Origin of the sequence: Exiguobacterium sp. SRB7LM (assembly GCF_015712685.1) — a bacterium.
In the GTDB taxonomy this organism is placed as follows: domain Bacteria; phylum Bacillota; class Bacilli; order Exiguobacteriales; family Exiguobacteriaceae; genus Exiguobacterium; species Exiguobacterium profundum.
In genome coordinates this window covers 588250-608568 of the sequence record NZ_VWVR01000006.1, presented here as the reverse complement: position 1 = coordinate 608568, position 20319 = coordinate 588250, and the positions used below count along the sequence as shown (strand labels likewise).

The window sequence follows — 20319 nt, the reverse complement described above, 5'->3', positions numbered from 1 at the left end:
GAAACACCTGTCAACCAAATGAACTGAAAAGGACGTGTAATCGATGTTTAACTTTACCCACGATGGCCATGTGCATACCCCTTTTTGTCCACACGGTACAAATGACCCGATTGAACACTATATTCAAGTCGGAATCGAAAAAGGCCTGCAAACGATGACGTTCACAGAACATGCGCCTTTCCCCCCATCGTTCACCGACCCGGTCCCGAATCAAGACTCGGCGATGTCGATTGATCTACTTCCAGAATACCTCGATACGTTGCATCAGATGAAACAGCAGTATCAAGCGGTTATCGACATTAAAGTTGGATTAGAAGTCGACTTATTGCCTCATTTAGAGAAAGAGACCATTGCCTTACTCAAGCCTTTCGCACCATTGATTGATGAAGTCATTTTATCGCAGCATTTCCTATATAGAGATAGCACCTATATGCCGATTGATTATTCTGCCGAGACGTTTGATGAACTCGTCAAAGCGTTTGGCTCATTCGAGAGCGTCATGAGAGCTTATTATGAGTCGATTGAACAGGGTCTCTCATTTTCGTGGGAAGACATCCGTGTCGCTCGTATCGGACACCTCGATCTCCCGATAAAGTATCAAAGAAACTATGAATGGGACCGTTCAAAAGTAAAAGAGGAAGAAGTACGTCTGTTACAGATGATTGCCGACCGGGGATTCGGACTTGACTTCAACACGGCCGGACTCAGAAAACCGGATTGTGGGGTACCTTACGTCGCCGGACTTGCAAAATCCGCGAACGACCTGCACATCCCGTTCACGATGGGTTCGGATGCGCACCTCGCTCAAGATGTGGCGGCTGGATTCGACTTCATTGAACAAAAAAAAGCCACGTTCCTATGAACGTGGCTTTTTGACAGCGATCTAGCTATCTAGATCCCCATGCTTATGGTTGACAACGATATGGCGTTCCATTTCTTCATCTGTAAACATCATACCATAAGGAATAAAAGATGCAATAAAAAATTGGGTGAAATGGTTCACCCAATTGAGATCACATTGCCGCATATAATGTTTTCAAGTCGTTTGTCGCTTCCTCGTCCATTTGAATGGCCACGAGTTCAACGTATTGGAGCGCTGGATCTTGATCTTTCGACAATGCGACAATCTCAGCAGCCGCCTTATCTAAGGCCAATAGGATTCCTGATACACCGAGCGTCGGATAGTATCGAAGGAGTGCACGAACATGTTTAATCTCTGATACTTCATTTCCGTTAATGGTTAATGTTTTGACGGCAAGCTCCTTGTGCATGCCAATCGCAAATTTATCTTCCCACACTTCTTCGAGTGTGATCAACGCCTCTACTTCATATGCACCATCTGTAAAGCGAACGAGTTTTTCCATGTGTAAATTCCCCTCTCTTGAATCTACTTTTATTATATAAGAGATTTTAAAGTGTATATTGTGAAATATTGAACATTATGTGTAAAGTTTGTCTCACCACATTTTGAACAAAAAAAAGGCCCCTCCGAGGAGGGGCGAATAATGGAAGAGTAAAACACCATTGGCAGTACATTAATAATATATCATCTAATGAAAACGTTTACAATGTATTTTTGTACATTTTTTCAAGTGGCATATGTAACACCTCAATCCCGCTTTCACGCATCAATTCTAACCCATCCCCATGCTCATAACCGACAGCATAAACGACTCGCGCGACGCGTGCCGCAATTAAAGCGAGTGAACAGGCATGACATGGTGAATGCGTGACATACGCCGTCGCACCAAATGCATTCGTTGAATCGGCAGCGAGTTTTCCAATCGCGTTGATTTCCGCATGGATTTCATGTTGCTTCGACCAGTGATGGTGATCATATGGGTCTGTACACTTGATATATGTCACGCCATCTCGGATGAGTCGTGCCGGTTCGTTGATCATATCGAAATCCGTCGATGCAACATAGTCGGCATGCTTATAGAACCCATCTTCTTGCTTGATATAGATTTCATTACAGTTCGTATGACCAGATGGTGTACCATTCAGACCAATTGAAATCGGTTTTTCGTCATTTACAATGACACAGGCCACACTCTTCGATGCACACTTCGAGTGCCGCTCGGCCATCATATCAGCGAATAATAACCACGTCTCATCCCACAATCGTTGCTTCTCCACTCAAGTCCCTCCTCGTAGAAAAGGAAAGTCTGATTGCTCAGACTTCCCCCTTAGTATCCAGTGTCCTTTGGTAGTTCTTTATTTTTCGAAGCGATCTCGATGACCTTCTCCTTCAATTCGTGCTCCATGCGGTCAAGTTCGCGCTCGGCGTCACGACGTTTTTGCTTCCCTTCTTGCTGGATGCGTAATGTTTCATCCAACGTAGAGAGCAAGTTCTCGTGAGCGACTTTCAGTGATTCAACAGAGACAATCCCTTTTTCATTCTCTTGAGCGATTTCAATCGATGAATCTTTGAGCATCTTCGAGTTCTGCTCAAGCAGTTGATTTGTCGTCTTCGTCACGTCCTGCTGCATACGAAGTGCCGTTTTCTGGCGCGTCAAGCTGAGCGCGAGAACGACTTGGTTTTTCCAAAGCGGAATCGTGTTGACGACCGCTGACTCGATCTTTTCAGCAAGGATTTGGTTATTCTGCTGAATGACTCGAATTTGAGGTGCCATTTGAAGGCTGATGGTACGACTCAATTTTAAATCGTGCAACTTTTTCTCAAAACGGTCCGCTAATTGAATCATATCGTTCAATTGTTGAAGCTTTGATTGATCTTTAGAAATTTCTACTTCTTGACGTAACGGGGCAATCTCGTGTTCCCGTACATGGTCAAGTTTTGTCTCACCCGCGGCGATATAGACGTTCAACTCTTCGAAATACCGCTTGTTCTTATCATACATTTGATCGAGCATCGTGATGTCTTTCATGAGACCGAACTTTGCACGATCGAGGTTATGGATGACCTCTTCCAAATAGACGTTCATTTTTTCAAACTGAAGCTTATAGTTTTCAGCCTTCTTCTTCGCACGACCGATGAGCGGAATGTTATCCATGAAACTCTTTTTCTCTGGTTGAAGCATATCTGGGTCCATCTTTCGGACGTTTTGCATCAAGTCAGACAACAGTTTACCGGCATCGCCGCCATCTTTCATCCGCACTTCCGTCAAAATTTGATCAGAGAATTGGGAAAGTTCGCGCTGGACATTCGACCCGAACAACATAACAGAGTCTGTCTTCTTAATATCAATGGATTCAGCCAATCGTGTGATGCGCTCGCGATGCTCTTGAGGCACGTCTGGTTTCGCTTGAATGGCTGGCACTTCATGTGACTGTGTAACGGATGACCATTCGACAGATGGGTCACTGAACCCCTCCGTCTCCGTTTTTGTTTTCGTATCAGAAGTCAGTTCTTCTTCCGGCCATGACTGCCAGTTCGTTTCATTCGATGAAGTCATGTTTCTTTCTCCCTTCCGGCTGATCAGACAAGACGCGCTCCATCATGATCAGTTCACGTTCAAAGTCTACGGCGTCATCTTCAAGGAGACGTCCGCGTTGTTCTTTAAATTTATCGACAATTAGTCGCATATTTGTGATTAATTGTTCCCGAGTCTCTTCTTGAATGACGACTCGTTTTCCTTCAAGCTCTTTAAATTTCAAGACGACCGAGACGAGGGAATCTAAATAGAATGTGAACAGGTCTCGAACATGCTTAGCGTCTTGTGGATTTTCGAATAATTCTTCGAACAATTCGTGCGCTTCTTTCGAGACGGCCTTCATTTCACGCCTCACTTCTACATCTTTAATATCTGGAAGAACACGGTCGATCTGTTGTAACTTCTCATATCCTTGCTCAATCGTCCGTTGCAAAAATTGAAGCTCTAAATCGTCTGTCGCCTCGAACTGTCGCGTAGGCATCGGCTCTTCGATCGGTTTTAAAATCCTCGATCCAGAAAACGATTCTTCCTCATCGAGTAACAGTTTCTTCTTGGCACGTTTTGCCACCGTTGTCGGTGTACGTTGACGATGTTTGCGCTTGTTCGTCGACCATACTTCATTCAAGACGAGCGCCCCTACAATAATGAATAACCAGGAGAAATCGAATACGTTAATGGCAAAGTATATGACTGCCCCTGTCAGGGCCCATTTCATCCATGTTTTCATTCTTTTCACCTCATCTCATGTTACTTCTATTGTACATTACGAAACCATTCAACAAAAGTTTCGTCATCCCTATCATTTTAGCATAATAAAATTCGTCGATACCTCCGTCCACAGGTGTAGAATCAACTACCTATATCGACTACTTTCCCGTTGCGAGACGAAAAAAACCGTAGACTCATAGAGCCTACAGTTCGTTTATTACGTGGTCATCCATGTTGAAACCATGACAATCGCGACAGTTACAGGAATGACATAGCGAATGAGTGCATGCCAGATTGGGTACAACTTCACACCAGGTTTTGATGTTTCGATTTCATCCTTTAAGACGCGTTGGTCAACGACGTAACCGACAAAGATGGAAGTCAAGAGTGCACCCGTCGGCATTAATATATAGCTGACGAGATAGTCCATCGTATCAAAGAACGTCCGACCGTTCCAAATCTGTACATCACTTAAGAGTCCGAATGACAGCGCGGATGGTACTCCCACGATGAAGACGAGAAGAGCGGCTGTCACCGTCACTTTCTTTTTCGTCCATGATGATTTCTTTTCATTCAGACGATCGGTCACACCTGCGACGACGACTTCTAACATGGCAATCGATGATGTAATCGATGCAAAAGCGAACAATAGGAAGAACAAGACCATGAAGAATCCACCGAGCGGTACTTGATTGAAGACTGCCGGTAGAACGACGAAGAGTAACGCCGGACCTTCAGCCGGATCAAGACCTGATGCAAAGACTGCCGGGAAGATGGCTAGACCTGCTAAAAGTGAAACCGCTATGTTCAACAAGACAATCATGTTAGCCGACCGGTTCAATGTTCCTTTCGTCTTTATATAAGACGCATATGTCAGCATCGCTGCCACCCCTAACGATAAGGAGAAGAACGCCTGTCCGAGGGCAAACAATACCGATTCGCCAGTCAATGCAGAGAAGTCAGGCTGTAAGAAGAAACGAACGCCTTCCATCGCTCCGTCAAGCGTCAACGAGCGGACCACGAGAACTAAGAAGCTGATGAACAAGAGTGGCATCAAAATTTTACTCATTCGTTCAATTCCTGCTTCAACGCCACGCAAGACAATTAAGAGTGTGATTAAGAGGAACAAGAATTGTCCGAGTACGGCAATTTCAGGCGTCGATACGACGTTCCCGAACACCTCACCAAATTCGTCAGCCGAACGTCCACTGAGCGTCCCACTTAAACCGAGTCCAATATAGATGAGGACCCATCCTCCAATGACACTATAGAAGGAAAGTAACAAGAAACAAGCAAGGACACCTAAGTAACCGATAATGGTCCAACGCCCATGCCCTAACTGTTTGAAAGCGAGAAGCGCAGTCTTTTGAGTCGAACGTCCGACAATGAATTCTCCAATCAATAATGGCAGACCAAGTAATAATGTGAATGCCAAAAACATGAGTAAAAAGGCACCGCCCCCGCTCGTTCCAGTGACATATGGAAATTTCCAGATTGCACCTAAACCGATTGCTGACCCTGCGGCAGCTAGTATGAATCCAATTTTTGAGGCGAATGAATTTTGCGCCATGTTTACCCCTACTTCCTCTTTTTCATTTCATTTTCATAATAATAGTGAAATACTAACACGGTTCCAAGATGAGGACAACAAAAAAACAGAGAAAAGTCTGAATACTTTTCTCTGTTGATGCTTTATGGTGTTAAAAACGTGATGGCTCGCTCTCGAATCCGTATCGTCAAGTGATCGGTTTCGAAATGTTCACCATCGATATCAATGATTTGAGGTTCGTTTAACTCGACTTCAACATGTGAAGCCTGAAAGTGATTCCACTCCGCCGATTTTTGATCAAGACCGAGTTGCTGGGCTAACAATTGACGAATCATCGGAAATCCGATTGCCGAGCTGTGTACCACTTCTAACAGCCCGTCCGAAAACGATTGCGTCTCCAGTTTCGTCGGTACGGTCCCAAGATAGCTCCCGTTTCCTATATATAGAAAACTGACATCCCCTTCATAGAGCATCTCATCCCCACGTCGCAATCGAATTTCAAACGGGTCGGCTTCACGAAATTGGCGGATGGTCGCTAAAAAGTAGCCAATCGAACCTAACGATTCTTTCTCATTCGGATCGATTTGACGCGATGTGTCTGCAATCAATCCGACCCCGACGAAATTTAGGGCGTACATCTCATCAACTTGAATGACGTCTACATGCTGTTCATGATGTGACTTGATGACACTTGCCGCTTGTGTTGGTTGAATCGGAAGTTCAAGTGCCCGAGCGAAATCATTGCACGTTCCGGCAGGAATGATGCCGACTGTCGGACGCTCGTCGCTCTCTAAGGTCATCAACCCATTCACTACTTCGTTTAGCGTACCGTCGCCGCCAATGACAATCAGATGGTCGAACGGTTTACTTTCTTTCGCGAATCGGAGCGCATCCCCGATTTCTGATGTTTTCTTGATGATGATTTCTTCATAGAGCGACTCAATCGTTCCGACAACCTCGCCGAGCATCGTTTCGCTCGTGCCGGACTTCGGATTCGAAATAATCAAAGCTCTCATAGTAATCCTTCCTGTTCTAAGAAGTCCTTCGCTACATCGTACGCGCGTTCATTTCCGTACGCGACACGTCGATTCAATTCAGACATCTGTTCGTCTGTGATTTTACCTGCGAGCTGATTGAGCGCATCCTCGATTTCTGGATACTCTTCAAGTGTCTCCTCTTTCATAAGCGGTGCTCCTTGATAAGGCGGGAAGAATTGTCGGTCGTCTTCTAAAACGACGAGGTCGTTCTCGGCGATATCAGGGTCCGTCGCATAAGCGTCGACTAGATTGACATCACCTCGTGCGATGGCGCGATAGCGCAATTTTTGCTCCATTGAGACGACAGACGGGAAATCAAGCCCATACTCGTTTTGAAGTCCTGGATAACCGTCTTCACGGTCGGTGAATTCAAGTGTAAACCCGGCTTGAATATCAGACTGTACGTTTCGTAAATCTGAAATAGCCGTAATGTCTTCCGCCTCGGCATAGTCACGTGGAATCGCGAGCGCATACGTATTGTTAAACTGCATCGGTTCGAGCATCACGTATCCGTCTTCTGCCAGTGCCTCTCTCGCTTGTTCGTAAACTTCACCGGCATCGTTTGATTCAGGTGTCTCTTTGACGAGACTCGCCAGTGCCGTACCTGTAAACTCCGGATAAATATCAACGTCTCCAGATTGGAGTGCGCCCCATACGAATGTCGTCTCCCCGAAGTTCGGTTTCACAGATACAGTCAAATCTGTTTCTTCTTCAATCAACAACTTATACATATTCATTAGGATTTCCGGCTCTGGACCAAGTTTACCGGCAACGACAAGGTCTGTTTCTTGCGAACGACCGAACGCGAGCGGTGTGACGATGACCAAGGCGAGGACAGTAGAAACAGCAATTAATTTCGCCTTGTTTCGAGTCGCTGTCGCACCTTCCATCTGACGCAACAAGAAGTCAAATAAGAGTGCCAAAATCGCGGCCGGGATGGCACCTAGTAAAATTAAGTAATTGTCATTCCGGTTTATCCCGAGCAAGATCAGCGTACCGAGTCCACCTGCTCCGACTAAAGCAGCGAGCGTCGCCGTACCGACAATCAGAACCATCGCGGTCCGGATACCAGCCATGATGACCGGTAAAGCAAGCGGGAGTTCAACTTTCATCAAACTTTGATTCGGCTTCATCCCACAAGCTCGAGCGGCTTCAAGCAACGATTTATCCACTTCGTTTAAACCGGTGAACGTGTTTCGTAAAATAGGTAGGAGCGCATATAAGACAAGCGCAATAATAGCAGGTAATGCCCCGATTCCAACGAGCGGAATCATCAAACCAAGTAATGCAAGCGACGGAATCGTTTGAATAATCGCAGTGACACCAATGGCGGATTCGGCGATTTTCTTACGGCGCGTCAGCCAGATTCCCAATGGTACGGCAATCAATACGGCAATCAGAAGCGATACGACAGAGAGCTGCAAGTGCTCAATCAGTGCCTCGACAAGCTGTCCTTGTCTATTTTGGAACGTCTCAAGCATCTAGCTCACCTCTTCCACGTTGTGTAAATTCTAAGACGAACGGATCTTCACTCGCCAAAATTTCTTCTGGTGTACCGACTAGAATGAGTTCCCCATCACGCATTAACGCGATGCGATCACCAAGCTTCATCGCTTCTTGCATGTCGTGTGTGACAAACAAGATCGTTTTGCCAAGTTCGTCATTCAAGCGCTTAATATCATCTTGCAATTGACCACGGCTGATCGGATCAAGCGCAGAAAAGGGTTCGTCCATGAGGATGACGTCCGGGTCTGCAGCTAAAGCACGCAACACGCCTACGCGCTGCTGTTGACCTCCTGATAATTCTGCTGGCTTTTTCGAGCGAAGTTTCGGATCGAGACCGGCAATCTTCATCAATTCGGTCACACGGTCTTTCGTTCGGTCTTTTTTCCATTTCAAAAGCTCAGGTACGACAGAGATATTTTCTTCCACTGTTAAGTGAGGGAATAATGCAATCTGTTGGAGTACATAACCGATGTTTCGACGTAACTCAAAAATATCGAATTGATAGATTTCTTTTCCATCAATTAAAATTTTTCCGTCCGTATGATCGATTAATCGATTGACCATTTTCATCGTCGTTGTCTTGCCACAACCTGAAGGTCCGATTAATACGAAGATTTCTCCTCTATTTACTGTTAAGCTTAATTCTTTGACGGCTAACGTCCCGTCTTCATAACGTTTTGATACATCACGAAACTCAATCAACCTGATCCCTCCTCAACTATTTCCAAAATGGAAATTCAAATAGTAATTTGCCCGTTTCTCTACTTTCTTAAACAAAAAAAGGCTCTCCTAATTGGAGAACCTGATTTTTAGTATAGCGTTACTTCAATATGTCGACGCCCCCATTGAATCGCGTCCTGTTTTGAATCGACGAGTAAATCGACGATATGTCCTTTTATTCTACCACCTGTATCAAGGGCAATCGCATCACCGACACCTTGGATGTGGACTTTTGACCCTAAAGGAATGATGGCTGGGTCGACGGCGATAATTCGCATTCCGTTATAATAAATCGAATCAGTCACATCATGACCCGTGGCCGTTAATACACGACCGCCGTACGCCTTGTTATCCGCAACATCATTTGAATAAGCTGTCGATTCGACTGTAATGACTTTTTTAGATGTAGATACTGGTGTTGCACTGACTGATTGAGTGGCAGAAGCCGACGTTTTTGCAGCTGTTGCCTGTTCCGCTGCTTTCCGCTCTTCCTCCGCTTTTCGTTCTGCTTCAAGTTTCGCAAGCCTTGCTTTCTCTGCTTCTTCTTTTGCTTTCTCTTCCGCAAGACGTTCTGCTTCGATCCGTTTCTCTTCTGCGATGCGTTTTTCTTCAGCAAGTTTCTTTTGGCGAGCGATTTCTTTTTGTCGTTTTTCTTCAATTGCTTGGCGTTCTAGTTCAAGCGGGTTTTGTACGATTTTTTGTTCTGTCCCGATTCCAATCTGAGCAGCATCTGCCTGATCGATAAATGTGAACAACCCCATCATCGTAGCTCCAATGACGATCATATATTTTAATAATTTCATCGTAGTAAGGTCATCACCTTTCTCGTTATGTAACGAACAGATGTTAATTTACCACGACAAGTCCCGTCAAAGTAGTGATTTTATCGAAGTGAAATATTCCTGACATATGACAAAAAAATCGGTTACAGATTGTAACAATTGAAATAAACGTTGATATTCCACGGCTTCACAAAAAAATTACAGATTCGTTACAATCAATCGTGTAACAAACCTGTAATCTCCCTGTCATGATTAACACCTATTCATTTGGCTCAATTTCATACGTTCTGAGCATACCCCACGGTGCGACATCAACTTGAACCGTGAACGATTGCTTACCTTTTATCGCATCCATCTCATCTTCCGACACACGATACGAACCCATTTCTTCTATATAAAGAAGACGATCATAATAGTTTGCTCGAATGCCACCAAAAAACGGTTTTGACTCAATCCGATCGAGGACAGCAAATCCATCTTCCCCTTCTTTAAAAGAAACATATACCGTTCCGGTTTCGACATCTTGTCGTCCTTTGAAGGCATCATATTCGAGATAGATGGAATCTCCAAAATAAGGGTCATACGGCTCGAACGAAGACCCTTTAAACGTGTACGTCTCCCCGACCCACGATATGGCATAGACAAGAATCACAAAGACGATGGCAATCAAGACTTGAGCAACCGGGACAATCCAAACAGAAAATCGTTTCATGTTGTCACATCCCCTCTCGTTCGATTACGCCACCATAGTGCGAGTGACAACGCAAAGACGATTAACGCACCAATCAAGAAGAAGAGCGAGATGTCGAGCCGATCCCACACGTAGATGAAGTAAATTGTCATTTGAACGATTAAGAAATAGATGAAGGCGAAAATTGTCGGTCGTCGTGTCACGTCTTGGCGAATCAAGTAAGCAAGTGCAATCACTTCGATGATGATTGCCAGTAAAACTCCTGAATCTTCAAAGAGTGCAAATGGGATAACTGCCAGCAGACTTACCCACAGAAGATCATTCCGTCTATGAATCAAATAGACGGCAACGAGTGCAACCGACAAGAGTGTCGCTTCAATGACGGAAGGCGGTCTTTGAGAGAGCCAACTCTCTATCACATTAATTAAATAACCAATTGATAGAACGGCCGCAATGAAGAGATACGTTGCTTGCCAAGCTGCTTGTTTTCGATAGAACAAGAGCAATGCATGCAAGATGACGAGTGACCAAAGCGGCCACAGTCTTCCCTCATAATCGATATACTGGCCGAAAATATTGAGAAGACCATAAAAGGTCAGCCATGCGAATGTGCGATCCAACGATTCATCAACGAAATGGAACCACGCCCATGTGACTATCAGTCCAAAAGCGATTAACGTCAGACCGATCCCTTCGAAACTGTTAGTGACGGCCATAAATGCCGTAATCGCAGCGAGGATGGAGAAGAAAACATGCTCATACAAGACGCGATGAAGTACGGCCATCGCAAAGATAATCCAGAACAATAGAGTCAATTGGCCAGACAGATTATACGTCGTGAAGATGACCGCCATGGTCGCGATAAAGAAAACGAAACCCAGTACACGTAACAGCGTGACATATCTTGGTGTTTTCAAGCGAACCCGCTCGGCAAAGACATAGAATCCAACCATAAAAAGAAGAAACAAACCGATTTTCAAAAGGTCGGGAATCGCTTGCCAGTTGGCTGCGACGAAACTGAATAGGCTAAGAGCCAACAAGATGGATCCGACAATAACCAAAACGGGCGGCTTGTGGTCATGTTGCTCACTAGCCGCCCGTCGTTTATGTTCATAGTCGACTAGTCTTAACCCCGTCGCTTCATCCAATAAACCCGCCTCTTGCCATTCACGTACTTTTTTGTCAATGGACACCTGAATCATCCCTTTCAGAAAAAGGTCAGCTGGCGCGTTCAATCAATTCCAATTCTGATTTTAGTAAAACTTGTTTCTCGAACTCGAGTCCGAGCTGTTGAAACTCTTCCATAATCGAGACGTCACCGATCACAGTATTGGTCAGTACGGCGGTCACTTCAGCGACCCATCCTTCACGAGTCGACTTCACGATATCACCTACGAGGAATTCTTCAGACACACCCATTCACTTCCAATCTAAATTTGTTTCTATCATTATAACGAAATTATAACCGTTTGAATACGTTTTCTTTTATCCGTTTAATAAATTGTGTCAAGAATTTTCCAGTAAGTCCCCAAATGATGTAGTCTTCATGCTCATAAAAAGGTTCTCTCATTTTAATTACCCGTTTTTCGTACGCTTTAGCATTCGCCAATCGATCAAGTGGAATATTTTGATCCGGACTCATCGTCCATTCCATTTCTCCGTGGAAGGGATCAATCATGAGTAATGTGGAAATCGGTACGGTAAACAAATGATCGACCTCATCCGTCCCTTCCACACTTGGTACTTCCGATAGGATTCCGACAAACGGATAAATCAATTGGCGATGCGGCGTAGCAAGCGGTCGCAATTTGCCTACGACCTCTACTTTATCTGCAGAAACCTCTAACTCTTCACATGATTCTCGTATTGCTGCTTCAACGGGCGTCTCTCCTTTTTCGAGGCGTCCACCTGGAAATGATATCTCCCCAGGCTGCTGTCGCATCGTGTGAGCTCGTACTTCAAACACGACGTGCCAATCCTGATCAATCTGAACGAGTGGGATCAACACTGCAGCTGTTTGTTCATAATCTTCATCCATTGTAAAACTATCTCGAATCTGTTCTTCTGTGATCCATGGCTGCACAATGTTCACTCACCTTCCATCATCGAATATCGTATACCGTTCTATACCCTACTTTTCGTTTAGTCGCTGCCAATGTCGGAAATATCATTATTAATGATAGGAGTTGATCAGCGTGGACGAACAAGTAGATGTATTGATTGTCGGCGCCGGGCCAACCGGCCTGACGCTCGGACTCACTTTAGCTAGATATGGCGTATCTTTTCAAATCATTGATCGTAAGACGACCCCGTCGGATAATTCACGAGCCATCGGGATCCAGCCGCGGACCATCGAAGTGTTTTCTCGTTTGGATGTTGCTCAAGAAGTGCTAGAACGTGCCCGAACAATTGAACGGGGGAATCTATATTTTTCGGGACAGTGGACAGCAAAACTTGAATTCTCCAAACTCGTGACCCCATATCCGTTCGTGACGTTATTACGTCAAAATGAAACCGAAGACATATTAGAACGTGCTCTACAAAAACATGGTCATGTTGTGAAGCGCGGTGAAACGTTGTCATCCATCACCCAGTACCCATCCCGTACCATCGCACATTTGACCGCTACAGACGGGCGAACTCGTGCTGTTGAAGCGAAATACGTTGTCGCCGCCGATGGAGCCAACAGTTCGGTTCGTCGGATGCTCGCCCTTCCGTTTAGTGGTAAATCGTTCAAAGAGGCTTGGGTGCTAGCCGATTTGAAGGCTGATTGGCCGATATCCCGTGAAGAGGTTCATATCTTTTTCTCGGATCGTGGAGTGCTCGAAGTCTTCCCGCTCACGGATGAAACGATTCGCATCACAGGAAACTTGAGAACGGATGAATCATTCCAAGAATCGGACCTTCAAGAATTGGTGGAACAACGCAGTCATATGCCGGTCCATATTCGCGACGTTGAATGGTTCTCCTTATTCCGCGTGCATAATCGCATGGTCGATACGTTCATTCACAATCGCATCATTCTCATGGGGGATGCGGCACATATTAACTCCCCGGTCGGTGGACAAGGGATGAACACTGGGATTGCAGATGCCTTCAACTTAGGTTGGAAACTATGGTTGCATCTCAAAACTGGCGCTCCCCATCACGTCGTGTCCACTTATCGGGACGAGCGGGAGCACGTAGCCCGTAACGTGCTACAGACGACGAATATCGCTACGGAGATGTTACAGACGACACTTCCGATGCTCTTACCGTTCCAAGCAATCGGTGCCGATGTCTTCACACGTGTCAATCTCATCAACCAAAAAATCACCGAACGGATCTCTCAACTTCATTTGTCGTATCCGAATGCGCTACGATTACCGTTTCGTCGCGTCGCGGAAGGAAAGATTTTTCCGGAGACAGAGATTTTACGAACGGATGACGGATTTCGGACTAAAATATCGGAAATCGCGGACGGACGGTTTCAAGTGCTTGTATTTGACGATGGGAAACGTGATTTGTCATCCATCTATGACTATTTGAACGAGAACCAACCGTTCATTCAAACCATCACCTTATCTAAGACGAGTCGCCCATTCTTTGATCAAGGGAACGAACTTGCCAAATCCCTCTTTATGAAACGTGGCATACTAGTCATTCGCCCAGACGGTTATTTGTTGCATAAGCAACATCACGTTCGCCTAAAGCCGTTACAGGACAAGTTAGCTGTCTGGCTGCCTTCCTCTTAAACGTGTATAAATGGAGAGCCCCACCGAAATGGTGAAGCTCTCCATGTCATTACTCTTCAACGTTTACATACAAAATCCCTGGTTTCGAGAGCGTCAAATCATAAAACGCTTCAAACGCCTCGATGTCCTCTAGTTTTCGAAAATCGATTTGATCTGTCTCTTCATTCGGAATGGCCACGATGATACCTTCCTCTGTCGATTTGATCATGCCCGTTTGTCCGTTATGAATTCGAATATAGAGTACTTGCTGATTTTCTAGTAGTGAGATTGCCTCTCGTCTCGATTGAATCGGTTTTTTCATTTCATCCCTCTTTTCCATTTCAGTATACCGTTCGCTCCATATTGCTTTCAACTCGCCACACCATTAAACTTGTGTAAAGAAGGGGTTGAAGGCATTGGAAAAATTATTGATCATCGCACTCGCCATTTTGTTTGTCATCTTGGTCACGATTCGAACAATTCGCAACTTGAAGTGGGTTCGTTTCGGTGAAGCATTCGGGAAACAAGGTGAAGAACTCTTAGGTGATTATCATTACTTGACCGAGCAGGGCATCACCTGTCGTGTGGAACAAGGACTTCCGACCGGCAAGTTACTAAAACCGCTCGCAAAAAACTTGGACGATCGCGTTGCACTGTTCGTACACCGAGATGATGCAGCAAAAGCAAGAGAACTTTTAAAATAAGAAGAAGGCCGAATGATTGGTATTCGGCCTTCTTCTTATTTATGTACTTGTCGCTCAGAACAATAATAGGCGATTTGTTTGACGAGCGGCTCTGTCAACGTCTCAAGGTTCGTTTTACTGATCACCTGATCCACCAGAGCGAATGAATCTCCACAATTCGCCTTAATTCGTTCTAACTTCAATCGTTCCGTTTCCGGGAAGATTAAAAACGAATAGACGGGAATTGCTTGATTACATTCTTTTTTTAATCGTGACCGCACTTGTTTGGTCATCCGTTCTAATTCCGTGACAGGATGAGGATAAACCTGTTTCCACCCCATCGAGGTCTCGGTTCGACATTCCCGGTTCGTCATATGGACGGGGGCTGGAGTTCGATTTAATTGAATCAAGAATACGCCTTTAGGTCCGACGAGCACGTAATGAACGAGATCATCCCCTAATTTGACTTGTTCAATCATCATCCAATCAAATCGGCATGTTTGTCTGATGTTTTCGACGAGACGATCTGTATAGCAGGTTGGTGCTTTCATCACTTCTTCTTTCACACGAAACAGCTTTTTTGTCTGTTGTTTGACTGGTTGTTTCTCCGTGGCCGTTAACACTTGTAACATAGACTCCACCCCCTATTCATTATTCGCTTGGACCGACTTGCTTTCCAAAGACCGCTTTTTCGAGATTTGAGATACGGCGTAACATGTCATAATTTGACGCAACCGGCTGTGCTGGTTTAACTGGTTCCGACACAGGCGCAGGTTCCCGTCGCAACGAGTCGTTTTCTTTTTGAAGACGCTCGATTTCTTTCGCCATTTTTTCATAATCGCGAATGACGACATCTAAAAATTGATCGACTTCTTCTTGTGAATAACCACGTAACGCCGTCTTGAATTCTTGTTTATAAATCGCTTCTGCTGTTAATTCCGTTTGCATCATATCACTCCCATTGTTGTTCCCATTGTTTTTCTTCTTCAATGACTCGTAAGTCTTCTTGTGTGATTAGGAAAACTTCCATGTTCGGCTTCCGCCGAGCCCCATCGACTAAAAAGCGGGGACTTCCTTCCGTTTCTTCGTCATACAAGGTGATCAATCCTTCTGCTTTATCTAAAAAGAATGCCGTTTTTGCGCGTAGTTGACTCGGGTCTTCGTATGGACGCTGTGTCAGCGGTTCAAAAAAGTCTGCCTCGAGTTGCAGTTGCACAAATAGTTCTTGTTCGAATGGTTTATAGCGCTCGTCCATATTTAAGAACGGAGGAAACACGGCAATTTTAATCGGATAGGTTTCTCTTAACTCTAACAATACTTGTCCAGCCCACAATTCACAACCATTCGTTCCACTAAATATGAACCATTCAGCACCTAATTCGATGACTTCAAGTATCTTTTTCCGGTAAGCTTCTTGAATGATTTCAATACCCGGATGATCCGCTTTGAAGATACCGAGTTCATGAGGACGATATCCTGTGACGGCTACTACTTTCATGTTCGCTTCCTTTCTAGGCGAGCACGGCGATGTTCTAACGCATCTTTCTCGCGTTGCATCGTTTGACGTAACACCGTCCGCTTTTGATCAAGAATCTCTAACGCTCGCTCCGTGTAATCAATCGCCAAAGCGATGTCTTTTTGTTTATGCTCTGCATACTTGGCGAGTTCGACATACCCTTCAATCGTATGAAGCGACTCAAATAGCGGAATGGCCTCCTCGAATCGTCCAGCTCGTTTTAATATCATCGCTTGCCGCATGATGGAACGCTTCGATGGACTCGAGAGTTGCTCAAACTCCCTCAGCGCTTGATCTTGTTCGCCAAGGTCATGTAACCAGTGAGCACGTTCCTCTCCAAAATCAGTTACCGGGGTCGTAACGAGTTGACTGAGACGTGTATACAAAGAGACAAGGCTTAAACAGTCCGCATGATGGTGTTCGAGGACCGGGAGCAATATTTCAGGATTCCGCTCTTTGACATATTGAAAATAGTGCATCGGCGCCAAGAATCCAGGAAGGTCGTCCGTTCGTTCATGACCGAAGTATGCTTCGACTGCTTTTAATGATACCGATTCAAGCCTCGGTTTTAACAATCGTCTTGCAGCGTGAAGTAAATCGACATGACCCACTGAAGGTAATTGTTTCACCCTGGATTTGACGAATGTATGTCTCGTCTTGATTTGGGGCCAATCAAATGATTTCCCGTTATAGGTAACGAAACGAACCTCATCTCCGATATCCTGCAAGAAATGATAGTACAAGGCGGTTTCAAACGCCGGATGAGGTAACACGTATTGAATCATTTCAAGGTGTCCTTCTTGAATCCTAGCAAATCCAATCAAAAAGATTGATGTTCCTGAACCGCGTAACCCGGTCGTTTCCGTATCCATGAACAGGACTTGGTCGGGTTCTAAGTCGACGACGAAAAACGGGTGCTCGGTTTGACGCATCATCTTTCTTGCTTCTCCAAACTTGAAGTCGTGATACACCTCGTCGAGCGGATATGTCTTTCGAATCCGGACACACCATTCCCCCTCAAACGTTAAAATCTCGCCCCCATGATCCTTCCACTTTTGTTGCTCCACTTCGTCAGGGCTCGTGACCCTAGCTTTTGGGGCAGGTTCGTTCGTTTTGATTAATCTAGATAGTTTAGCTTTCATATCGTTCCTTTCAATGCTTGCAACTGACGGATGACTTGCTGTTTGAAATCACCGTATCCAATCATGCCGACACAACGGGGGCATCCGCTCTCACATGGACAGTCGGATACCGTCCGTTCTGCCGCTTCAAGCACCATGTCTGCATCTTTATAGAGTGCCTCACTGAGACCGATGCCTCCTGGATACCGGTCGTACAAATAAACGGTCGGCTTACTCGTATGCGTCGACTTCATCTGAATCGTAGTGAATAAATCGAGCGTGTCACACATGAGATAAAGTGGCGCAAGTCGCCTCATCAAATCGCTGACCGCTTCAAGTTGATCTTCGAGGTCCGCCTCCGAATAGGCGAATCGCTCATCCAACGTGAACCATGTCGCTGTCGTATGCAACTCTCGCTCCGGTAGATGAATCGGACCCGACCCTATGTTCTCATGCGTCCCGAATTTTATTTTCTTGAACAAGGTGGCCATCGCGATGACCGATACCTCACCAAACGTCTTCGCTTCGTCTGACTTGTTCTCTTCGAGTACTTTCAGTTCAACTGCTAAATTCGCATCCGTATAGTAGTCAACGTCAACCCGGCGGACATATGCTTTCTTCTCCTCAAAATCGAGTTTTTCGACTTGGTACTGTTCGGCTCCATGCAAATAAATCGCTTCATCATGTAACAACGTCATGGCACTGAACGTATCCATCTCACCGATAACTTGATGCTTCGCCGTCTGATCGACGATGACGACATTCTCTTGATCACTCGTCCGAAGCGAGATGTCATGGGCCGGGAACGAATCCGTCATCCAATAGTACCTATCGGCCCGTTCGTGTAAGACGTGAGCATCCGTCAAAAACTCTAATATATCTTCCGTGTCGACTGTTCCGAACCGCTCTCCCTTTTGAAACGGCAACTCAAAAGCGGCACATTTGATGTGGTCTACTAGAATAATCAAGTTATTCGGGTCAAGACGTGCCGCTTCCGGTGAGCGATCTAAAATCATGTCCGGCTGTTCGACGACGAGTTGGTCGAGTGATGACGAGGATGCGACAAATACAACGAGTGACTCTGAATGCCGACGACCGGCGCGCCCAGCCTGTTGCCATAACGAAGCGACTGTGCCTGGATATCCATTTAAGACGCATGCTTGAAGTTGACCGATATCGACACCGAGCTCTAACGCGTTTGTCGAAACGACCGCTTTGATTTCCCCGTTCCGTAACCGTCGTTCGATTTCTCGACGTTCAGATGGAAGATAGCCGCCACGGTAACCGACAATAGACTTTGGTCCGAGCTCCCGCCGTGTTAGTTCCTGCAAATAGGTCAACAGCACCTCGACACGTACGCGCGACCGCGCAAATACAATCGTTTGTATGTTCGCTTCCACGAGCCTCGAGGCAATTCGTTTCGTCTCGAGCGTTGCGCTACGACGAATTCCGAGTGCTTCATTGACAACAGGCGGATTATAGAAGACAAGATGTTTCTTGCCTTGAGGTGCCCCGTTTCGATCGATTAAAACGACTTCTTCTTCCGTCAATAGCTCGGCAAGTTCAAGCGGATTCGCGATGGTCGCCGATGTCATGATCCATTTCGGGTGACTACCATAGTAGGCGCAGATTCGTTTTAAACGTCGAAACACGTTCGCCACGTGACTGCCAAACACGCCGCGATACGTATGGAGTTCGTCGACGACGATATATTCTAAGTTCTCAAATAGACGAATCCATTTCGTATGATGGGGTAAAATGCCGGAATGTAACATATCCGGATTCGTGATAACGATATTGCCCGCATCGCGAACTTTCGTTCGTGCCGCAGGTGATGTGTCGCCATCATAGGTGAAGCACCGCAAATTCCCTTCAAGGGCTTCGACCATCTCCATCAAGTCACTGTTTTGATCTTGCGCGAGTGCTTTTGTCGGGTAAAGATAAAGCGCACGTGCTGTAGGTTTTTCAATCATCTTGGATAGAACGGGTAAGTTATAACACAGTGTTTTTCCTGATGCCGTAGGTGTTACGATGACCGTCGAATGGCCAGCCGCCGTTTGTTTCACAGCCTCGGCTTGATGCGTATACAGCTGTTCAATTCCACGATTCTTAAGTACATTCACCAATTGTTCAGGCACCTGCTCTGGAATTGGGGCATATTGGGCTGGACGTGCATCGACCGTGTGCCAATGACGTACGTGGTTTGAAAAACCAGGATCATCTCTTAATTCTTTTATGATTTCTTCGACAGAGCGAGATTTTCGCATCTAGTCACCTTCTTTCATTACGCATTCGAAGGTGCAAGGTCCGCTACGACTTGTCGGATTTGATGAATCCGTTCATCTCGTACCACTCTCGATACAGCGGGCATCTGAAAGATGGCCATGTCTTTAAATGTAGCAGCGACATGCTCATTTTCTTCTTCGAGACGGAAGAGCGCATCTGAAAACAGACGTTGCGTCGACCGTCCGAACAAGACGATGGTATGTAGTTTCGTACATTTCGAATGAACCGCTAAAAGATGTTTGACGTAGCGTTGCACCGTTTTATAATAATCTTCGTTTGTTGAGATGAGTTGACGGTTGCCACGAAGAAGTTCTGGATAATAGGATTCTTCGCCCGTGAACATGGTCTCGACCCCGATTCGTTTCAAGTAAGCATGTCCGATTGCTTCGGCGACGGTTTGGTCCTGGATGAGACGCCCAAACGGTATGGACTCTTTTAAGAGCACATGTGAAAGCTTTAACCCGAGATGTCCACCGAGAGGCACGCCGAAATCATCGTCTTGCAGTCGATCCATGACAAGTAATACTTTCATCTTGCGTTTTAAAGAGAGTTGAACCATGTGTCACCATCCTGTTCCCTTTCTTTTCATTATAGCAAAGTCAAACGAAA

At 45.5% G+C, this 20319-nt stretch carries 22 protein-coding genes and 1 pseudogene; 3 read left to right on the top strand and 20 right to left on the bottom strand.

The features are described 5' to 3' along the window. Positions 1–43 precede the first annotated feature (43 nt). The gene (hisJ, locus tag F3H97_RS03910; RefSeq protein WP_196430598.1) at positions 44–862 is read left to right on the top strand and encodes a histidinol-phosphatase HisJ; all 819 of its coding nucleotides are present in this window, start codon (positions 44–46) and stop codon (positions 860–862) included. 151 nt (positions 863–1013) lie between these two features. On the opposite strand, the gene F3H97_RS03905 is transcribed toward hisJ, so the two are convergent. The 13 genes and pseudogenes from F3H97_RS03905 to F3H97_RS03845 form a co-directional block, all read right to left on the bottom strand. Continuing rightward, a complete protein-coding gene (locus tag F3H97_RS03905; protein WP_196430597.1) occupies positions 1014–1364 on the bottom strand; it encodes a hypothetical protein in 351 nt (116 codons plus the stop codon). Positions 1365–1563: 199 nt separating this feature from the next. After that, complete coding sequence (locus F3H97_RS03900) at positions 1564–2139, bottom strand: deoxycytidylate deaminase (protein ID WP_196430596.1); 576 nt, start codon at positions 2137–2139, stop codon at positions 1564–1566. 50 nt (positions 2140–2189) lie between these two features. Further along, positions 2190–3419, bottom strand: a complete 1230-nt coding sequence (locus F3H97_RS03895) for a toxic anion resistance protein (RefSeq protein ID WP_078146774.1) — start codon at positions 3417–3419, stop codon at positions 2190–2192. Beyond that, complete coding sequence (locus F3H97_RS03890) at positions 3403–4125, bottom strand: 5-bromo-4-chloroindolyl phosphate hydrolysis family protein (RefSeq protein ID WP_012726129.1); 723 nt, start codon at positions 4123–4125, stop codon at positions 3403–3405. The genes F3H97_RS03895 and F3H97_RS03890 overlap by 17 nt, the downstream gene beginning before the upstream one ends. A gap of 198 nt (positions 4126–4323) precedes the next feature. Beyond that, positions 4324–5676, bottom strand: a complete 1353-nt coding sequence (locus tag F3H97_RS03885; protein ID WP_159562163.1) for a sodium-dependent transporter — start codon at positions 5674–5676, stop codon at positions 4324–4326. A gap of 122 nt (positions 5677–5798) precedes the next feature. Further along, positions 5799–6671, bottom strand: coding sequence for a diacylglycerol/lipid kinase family protein (locus tag F3H97_RS03880; RefSeq protein WP_196430595.1), 873 nt, complete (start codon positions 6669–6671; stop codon positions 5799–5801). Then, positions 6668–8173, bottom strand: coding sequence for an ABC transporter permease/substrate-binding protein (locus tag F3H97_RS03875; RefSeq protein ID WP_196430594.1), 1506 nt, complete (start codon positions 8171–8173; stop codon positions 6668–6670). Before F3H97_RS03875 ends, F3H97_RS03880 begins: the two co-directional genes overlap by 4 nt. Positions 8174–8183: 10 nt before the next feature. Continuing rightward, positions 8184–8900, bottom strand: a pseudogene (locus F3H97_RS03870) (ABC transporter ATP-binding protein); the annotation flags it as partial. 107 nt (positions 8901–9007) lie between these two features. Further along, positions 9008–9721 carry a 3D domain-containing protein gene (locus F3H97_RS03865; protein WP_230872804.1) on the bottom strand — a complete coding sequence of 238 codons (714 nt, stop codon included), beginning with the start codon at positions 9719–9721 and terminating at the stop codon, positions 9008–9010. Positions 9722–9959: 238 nt separating this feature from the next. Further along, complete coding sequence (locus F3H97_RS03860) at positions 9960–10412, bottom strand: hypothetical protein (protein ID WP_196430592.1); 453 nt, start codon at positions 10410–10412, stop codon at positions 9960–9962. Then, entirely contained in the window at positions 10409–11593 is a 1185-nt protein-coding gene (locus tag F3H97_RS03855) for a DUF2157 domain-containing protein (RefSeq protein ID WP_230872898.1), read from the bottom strand. Before F3H97_RS03855 ends, F3H97_RS03860 begins: the two co-directional genes overlap by 4 nt. A 16-nt stretch (positions 11594–11609) precedes the next feature. Beyond that, entirely contained in the window at positions 11610–11810 is a 201-nt protein-coding gene (locus F3H97_RS03850; protein WP_012726121.1) for a DUF2187 family protein, read from the bottom strand. Between the two features lie 40 nt (positions 11811–11850). Continuing rightward, complete coding sequence (locus F3H97_RS03845) at positions 11851–12483, bottom strand: NUDIX hydrolase (RefSeq protein ID WP_196430590.1); 633 nt, start codon at positions 12481–12483, stop codon at positions 11851–11853. 103 nt (positions 12484–12586) lie between these two features. On the opposite strand from F3H97_RS03845, the gene F3H97_RS03840 reads away from it, so the two are divergent. Continuing rightward, positions 12587–14125: an FAD-dependent monooxygenase gene (locus F3H97_RS03840; RefSeq protein WP_196430589.1), complete on the top strand. Its 1539-nt coding sequence runs from the start codon at positions 12587–12589 to the stop codon at positions 14123–14125. A 49-nt stretch (positions 14126–14174) separates the two neighbouring features. Here F3H97_RS03840 and F3H97_RS03835 read toward each other — a convergent pair whose 3' ends face one another. Next, on the bottom strand, positions 14175–14426 hold the full coding sequence (locus F3H97_RS03835; protein ID WP_074037156.1) for a hypothetical protein: 252 nt from the start codon (positions 14424–14426) through the stop codon (positions 14175–14177). Between the two features lie 94 nt (positions 14427–14520). Between F3H97_RS03835 and F3H97_RS03830 the strand changes: the two genes are divergently transcribed. After that, positions 14521–14808: a hypothetical protein gene (locus F3H97_RS03830; protein ID WP_196430588.1), complete on the top strand. Its 288-nt coding sequence runs from the start codon at positions 14521–14523 to the stop codon at positions 14806–14808. Between the two features lie 35 nt (positions 14809–14843). Here F3H97_RS03830 and F3H97_RS03825 read toward each other — a convergent pair whose 3' ends face one another. The 6 genes from F3H97_RS03825 to F3H97_RS03800 are packed head-to-tail and all read right to left on the bottom strand — an operon-like array spanning position 14844 to position 20269. After that, positions 14844–15419 carry an NERD domain-containing protein gene (locus F3H97_RS03825; RefSeq protein WP_159562155.1) on the bottom strand — a complete coding sequence of 192 codons (576 nt, stop codon included), beginning with the start codon at positions 15417–15419 and terminating at the stop codon, positions 14844–14846. A 19-nt stretch (positions 15420–15438) separates the two neighbouring features. After that, positions 15439–15735, bottom strand: a complete 297-nt coding sequence (gpsB, locus tag F3H97_RS03820) for a cell division regulator GpsB (RefSeq protein WP_196430587.1) — start codon at positions 15733–15735, stop codon at positions 15439–15441. Positions 15736–15739: 4 nt separating this feature from the next. Continuing rightward, entirely contained in the window at positions 15740–16285 is a 546-nt protein-coding gene (locus F3H97_RS03815; protein ID WP_047795387.1) for an SLOG family protein, read from the bottom strand. Beyond that, positions 16282–17445: a ribonuclease H-like domain-containing protein gene (locus F3H97_RS03810; RefSeq protein ID WP_196430586.1), complete on the bottom strand. Its 1164-nt coding sequence runs from the start codon at positions 17443–17445 to the stop codon at positions 16282–16284. Before F3H97_RS03810 ends, F3H97_RS03815 begins: the two co-directional genes overlap by 4 nt. Further along, on the bottom strand, positions 17442–19691 hold the full coding sequence (locus tag F3H97_RS03805) for a DEAD/DEAH box helicase (RefSeq protein WP_196430585.1): 2250 nt from the start codon (positions 19689–19691) through the stop codon (positions 17442–17444). Before F3H97_RS03805 ends, F3H97_RS03810 begins: the two co-directional genes overlap by 4 nt. 17 nt (positions 19692–19708) lie before the next feature. Continuing rightward, positions 19709–20269, bottom strand: coding sequence for a hypothetical protein (locus tag F3H97_RS03800; protein ID WP_159562151.1), 561 nt, complete (start codon positions 20267–20269; stop codon positions 19709–19711). Positions 20270–20319 lie beyond the last annotated feature (50 nt).